Below are 591 nucleotides of genomic sequence, written 5' to 3' on the forward strand. Positions count from 1 at the left end.
CGGTCAATTCTTTGGTCTTGATTTAATTTTTGGTAAAATTATATCTTCATTTAAGAAAATTGTTCTAATACAATCTGTCGCATCGACGGATTATATTAGGTGTTGATATTCAGTTTTCAATGATCTACATCAACTACATAACATATGATATGTCAGTAGTGATGGAGGATAGCGGGATCGAACCGCTGACCTCCTGCGTGCAAGGCAGGCGCTCTCCCAGCTGAGCTAATCCCCCGTACTGGAAATATATATTACAATGTTTTTTGTTTGCTGTCAACTGTTTTTATTAATAAAATAACAATCTTTCAGCAATGGGCCTGAGTGGACTCGAACCACCGACCTCACCCTTATCAGGGGTGCGCTCTAACCAGCTGAGCTACAGGCCCGGAGTTATATAATCCTCAAACCCTAGAGGCTTGAAATTATTAAAGCTCACTCAAAACTGAACAAAGATAAACCACTTTATGCTGTAACAGGTTCCATGTCTCCTTAGAAAGGAGGTGATCCAGCCGCACCTTCCGATACGGCTACCTTGTTACGACTTCACCCCAATCATCTATCCCACCTTCGACGGCTCCCTCCATAAATGGT

Annotated in this window: 2 tRNA genes and 1 rRNA gene; all 3 read right to left on the minus strand. The window is 42.1% G+C overall.

The features are described 5' to 3' along the window. Window positions 1-162 precede the first annotated feature (162 nt). A tRNA-Ala gene (locus HYQ40_11255) sits at window positions 163-235 on the minus strand. 77 nt (window positions 236-312) lie between these two features. Next, window positions 313-386 (minus strand) — tRNA-Ile (locus HYQ40_11260). 98 nt (window positions 387-484) lie between these two features. Further along, a 16S ribosomal RNA gene (locus HYQ40_11265) occupies window positions 485-591 on the minus strand; the annotation flags it as partial.

It is taken from the genome of Aerococcaceae bacterium DSM 111021, from assembly GCA_020112395.1.
Classification (GTDB): Bacteria; Bacillota; Bacilli; order Lactobacillales; family Aerococcaceae; genus Ruoffia.